Genomic DNA, 373 nt, shown 5'->3' with positions numbered 1-373 from the left:
TCACCGAGGAGAAGACGCGCGCCGAGGGACTTGCCTTCGCCGCGCGCCACGACGCCCTGACCGGGCTGCTAAACCGCGCGGCCTTCGACCGGCTGCTCGCCGAAAACATCGCCCTGGCCGAGCGCCTGCCGCTTGCGGTGTTTTATGTCGACCTCGATTACTTCAAGGCGCTCAACGACTATGCCGGCCATGCCGCCGGCGACCTCGCGCTGAAGAGCGTCGCCGCCGGCATCGTCGCCAGCCTGCCGCCCTCGGCGCATGCCGCGCGCCTCGGCGGCGACGAGTTCGCGCTGTTGGTGCCGAACTGCGGCGATGCCTGCGCCGAGCGGCTTGCGCACGCCGTGCTCGCCGCCGTGCGCGACGCCGATCTTGG

At 71.3% G+C, this 373-nt stretch carries 1 protein-coding gene; it reads left to right on the top strand.

The genetic code is table 11. From position 1 onward, the window contains the following. On the top strand, positions 1 to 373 hold a 373-nt coding region (locus EN845_RS34065), incomplete at both ends, for a GGDEF domain-containing protein (RefSeq protein ID WP_135931290.1).

It is taken from the genome of Mesorhizobium sp. M8A.F.Ca.ET.202.01.1.1, assembly GCF_004791595.1.
Taxonomy (GTDB): Bacteria; Pseudomonadota; Alphaproteobacteria; order Rhizobiales; family Rhizobiaceae; genus Mesorhizobium.
The sequence above is the reverse complement of the archived record's forward strand: the minus strand, read 5'-3'. Positions and strand labels throughout refer to the sequence as shown.